2 protein-coding genes and 1 pseudogene are annotated in these 4840 nt (G+C 37.0%); 1 reads left to right on the top strand and 2 read right to left on the bottom strand.

All coding sequences use genetic code 11. The annotated features are described in order from the left end of the window. Positions 1-1425: pseudogene (locus HA632_RS06040) on the bottom strand (hypothetical protein); the annotation flags it as partial. A 167-nt stretch (positions 1426-1592) separates the two neighbouring features. Between HA632_RS06040 and HA632_RS06035 the strand changes: the two are divergent. Further along, on the top strand, positions 1593-1748 hold the full coding sequence (locus tag HA632_RS06035; protein WP_176306312.1) for a hypothetical protein: 156 nt from the start codon (positions 1593-1595) through the stop codon (positions 1746-1748). A 110-nt stretch (positions 1749-1858) separates the two neighbouring features. Here the strand turns inward: HA632_RS06035 and HA632_RS06030 are convergent. Continuing rightward, positions 1859-4840, bottom strand: a 2982-nt coding sequence (locus tag HA632_RS06030) for a T9SS sorting signal type C domain-containing protein (protein ID WP_176306311.1), incomplete at its 5' end; no start/stop codon positions are given.

Genomic DNA, 4840 nt, shown 5'->3' with positions numbered 1-4840 from the left:
TGACGGTTGCGTCCCAGTTACATCCCAAGTACAAGTTGTAGTATTGAAATTGGCTGATTCATAACAAGCCAAGCCGGTTGGAGCTGACGGTTGCGGAATAATAGATAATTCTAAAACCTTGCTTGTACAACTTCCGTTGATAGTATAAATGCCACTTTGATTATATGTTACATTATTTTCCGGCCAAGTATAGGACAGACATGAAGTAATTGTTGTAGTAATAATTGACGGCGTTGGTGGGGAAATAGTTACAGTTGTTGTAGCGACACAACCACTTGCGTCTGTTACTGTCACTGAATAGGTTCCCGGTAATAAATTTGTCGCCGTAGCGGTTGTTTGCACAGGATTGGTGTTCCAACTGTAGGTAACCCCTGAATTTCCAAAACAATTGGTAACAGCTGTACCTGGTGCAATGGTAACAGTTGCAGATCCATTGGCAGCAATCACACCATTTGAACAACTCACCGGCTGTGTTTCTGCTGCTGATATGCTTAAAACACAGGCAGCCTCTGGACAACTAAAAGCTAAATTATTGACAGCCGCACACGCTTGTGTAGTATTGTTATTTGTAACACTATTATTAAAAGAGGTTGAAAAACTCCCCCCTATGCTTCCACCATTCAAGCAAAAATTAAAAATTTTAGCCGTCCATGATTTTTCATTGGAAACATTTCCATTTGATATTTTCAAAGCAGCCAAGTCAGGTATTGTTAGACTACCTGAACCCAAAATACCTTGCGAACCTGACGTATTTTCTACAGACCCAGAACCAATTAATTTTACACTACAATTATTTTTAAAAGTAATTTTATATTCATTTTTAAAATTCCCACTTCCATGCAAGCCAATTAAAATATTGGCTCCATCATATAAATCATTAGAACCTTTTACATAAAAATTCTCTCCTACTTTTAAACAACTGTTTACCAACTCCCTTATTCCAGAATTGGGATTGCTTATATCTTCCCAATTTTGAGCTATCTCCACAACTGAGTTGTATATGTAAATCTTGCCATTTTGATTAATAAAATTCCCAGACTTGTTACTGCCGGATAATGAACCATAACTTCCACTAAAGATAGGCAAGTACATTTTTGCATTACACATATTCCAAGTTGCGTTAGTATATATGAAAACTGAACGATTTTCTCCATTTCCTGAAAGAGCTGTCCTAAATGTTCCGTTTATTACATTAACTCTACCATACACTTTCAAATCATTGCTGTTATTATAAGTAACAACGTGATTTATATTGATTATTGTATTAGAATTGATGTCTGAACCTGGAGGAACTCCGCCCTGCCAAGTGGAGCCACTACTCCAATTTCCGTTTTGAACTGTTGTAAAAACTGTCTGACCTACAGCAAGTTGACTACTTATAAAAAGTAAGAAAAATAGCGGTTTAAAGTAAAATTTTATAAACATTTTTTAATCGTTTTTTAATCGTTTTTTAATCGTTTTTTTATATTTCTGAATTAACATTGTGGTATATTTAACATTTTTTTTGAACACTCCTCTGTTAAATAAAGATCAATAAATTTCGCCGTAAACTTAAGTACGCGATATTTTAGCATCAAAATATAATTGATTAAATGATTAATAAAAACGTTAAAGTGTTAATTTATATTAAACTTTTAGCAATTAAAACATCAATAATTTTAAAAAAACAAAAAATTAATATCCCTAAAAATGCAACTTTAGAAAACTTTGATTTTCATCACAACAAGCAAATTGCGGTTGGATATTAAACTAGAAAAAACAATTTTATTTGAAGCATTACTATAATACATTAAGATTAAAAAAAGCCCCTTCTTTTAAAGGAGGGACTCTAACAATTTAATTAAATTAAAAAAAACTTTTATTCATCTTCCGCTAGCTGTATGTTCGCATTTACCTTAACATCTTTCTTAAGTGAGGTTCTAGGGAATAATACTTTTTTGGTCAATGTTTTACCTTCCTGAGTTTTAATTTTAACCAACAATACATCTGTGGTAAAATTGATTTTCACCAAGGTTTGCTTATTATTGATATTTTTAACCTCTGTCAACAACCGACCGTTTACGTCATAAATCATGACATCATCCATCACGAAATTTACGATATTGATAGACAACTCATTTGAAGGTGTTTTGTAAATTACCACCTGATTCTCTGTTAAAACAGGATTGTTAACACCTAAAGTACCGGATTGATAAAGCAGCTCGAATCGGGTTGAATAGGTCCCGGCATCACTTGTGAAATCATAAGCGCCCTCGGTTAAATTATGAACAGTGGTAGTAACATTGTCACGCAAATAAACGTTTTGACCATCTGCAAACAAACCACCAACTTGATCCAACGACAATTGATAAGCTCCAGCAGTAGGTGTTATCAAGGACAATGGTACAATATCAGTTGTTGAAAATAATCCTCTAGACTGAGTAATCAATCTCTTTTCTTCTAAAGCTGAAGCAACCGAAAAAGTCCCATCACCCATGTCTTGTGCATCATAGGAAGATTCAAAATCATTTGAAGCATTGACGAAGTAACCCACGGTAGCAAAAGTAAATTGACCATTATCTTGACTAAATTTTAAAGTAAGTTGATCATTAGCCTGGTCATTATTGGTTTGTTGCATTGTTCGATTAAATACTCCAAAACCATCACATACTCTCATGGCATTGGTAAAGACTACTTGAGAAGCGCCTTCTTTCATCTCTACAATAAATCCTTGTCCTGATGGAATACAACTACCGGGATTCTGACCTTGTCCATTACTATTAAAATTTAAGGTGCCGTTTACATTTCTTTGAAGAACTGAATAACCCGATATGGCGTTGCCATTGGTTTTTCTCCATAAATAGGTAATGCCGGTTATGTTCGCTTCATTAGCTTGGATAAAACTTAAAACACTGATGGAGGAAGCATATGGATTTCCAACCAAAAAGTAACGATTTTGATTTCCTGCTCTTGGTGCAGGCAATTGTTTTACTATGGTACCATTATTGAGTGTTCCCTGGAATTCAACATTCCAATGTGAAGGTGATGTCGAATGGTTATTTGGGGTACGAATTAGATATCCTTTACCTGTTTCAAAAGGAGTCTGAACATCACTAACTACACTGTATAAATTTGTCGCTGAGTTGTAGGTATAAAAACGGTTATCAACGGTCTGAGGCGAAAACTGTTTTAAAGTTTGTGTTCCTTGTGTAGGAGATGACCATAATACATAATCCAAACGTCTTAATTGCTGGGTTTTTTTTCTTACTTTTATAATTCCTGAATTCACAGCATTAGGATTAATTTGGGCTAAATTTGCCTTATCATTAACGATAAATTGAGCACTATTGGCGACTGTAATATCATTAGTCACTTGAATACCCCCATTAGTATCAATGGTTAATACTGCATTGTCTAGTAACGTTATACTATTTGCAAAATTATTAACTCCTGATATAATAGGTTGGTTAGCTGCTGTACCACTTATTACCACAGCAGTTTGTGCATTTGGAATAACTCCTTCAGCCCAGTTGCCAGCATTATTCCATGCTGTTGACACAGCACCTGTCCAACTAAATATTGCAGAGATAGTAGTGGCTAATTCTATAGGAGTGCCACAGGTTCCTGTTACAACTGCATAATAAGTTCCCGGACCCACTGGATTTGATGTTAGACCAGTTCCGTGTGCTGATCCTGTTTGATTTGAACCAGAATACCAGTAAACTACTGCGCCTGTACCTACAACTCCTGTTGCAGTAATGGTAGTAGTTTGATTAGTTGCAATAGCAGTACTGGCCGGTGTGATAGCCGTAATCCCAATTGGGGTATTTACAGTTGTAGTAATGCTGTTGGATAGCGCTGTTGAACCACATACTGCATTAGAGGTCATTTCTACTGTTACAATTTGTCCGTTAGTTAAAGTGGTTGAAGTAAAAGTAGGACTGTTTGCTCCAATAATGTTAATACCATTCAACTTCCATTGATACAATGGTGATGTACCGCCATTTGTTGGTGTAGCAGTAAAGGTTACACTAGTTCCTGAACAAAACGTGCTTGATGGAGATGCCGATATTGTAACACTTGGAGTGACGATTGGGCTTACCGTTATGGTCCTTGTTGCCGAAGCATTAGCACATCCTCCTGTTCCGGTGACTGTGTAGGTCATCGTTGCTGTTCCGGCAGAAACACCTGTTACAACTCCTGTTGTACTATTGATGGTTGCTATAGCAGTATTACCTGATGTCCAAGCTCCGCCCGCTACAGTTGAGCTGAAAGTAGTAGTACCGTTGGAACAAATTGCTTGGCTCCCGCTTAGGTTACCGGTTGATGGTGAGGCGCTTACTGTAATTGTTCCTGTAGCATTCACTGAACCACAACCACCCGTCAAAGGAATGCTATAATTAAAAATCCCTGATGCTGTTGGGGTACCACTTATGGTAATGGTATTATTTGCAAAAGCGGCAGTTACTCCAGCTGGTAATCCTGTTGCTGTTCCAATACCGGTAGCTCTAGTTGTTGCATGAGTGATTGCTGTTAATGCAGTATTGATACACAATGTTGGTGTTGTACTCGCTGCACTTGCAGTGTTGTTTGGTGTAACTGTAATTGTCCCTGTTGCATTTACTGAACCACAACCACCAGTTAATGGAATAGCATAATTAAATGTTCCTGATGCTGTTGGGGTACCACTTATGGTAATCGTATTTGATGCCCATGAAGCAGAAACTCCTGCTGGTAAACCAGTTGCTGTGCCTATTCCTGTCGCACCAGAAGTTGAATGTGTTATGTTGGTTAGCGTTGTATTTACACAAAGTGTCGGCGAAGACGATGCCACTCCAGCAGTATTGTTTGGGGTTACCGT

Source organism: Flavobacterium sp. J49, assembly GCF_011742145.1.
In the GTDB taxonomy this organism is placed as follows: Bacteria; Bacteroidota; Bacteroidia; order Flavobacteriales; family Flavobacteriaceae; genus Flavobacterium.
Note: the sequence above shows the minus strand (reverse complement) of the source record. Positions and strands in the feature narration are given on the sequence as shown.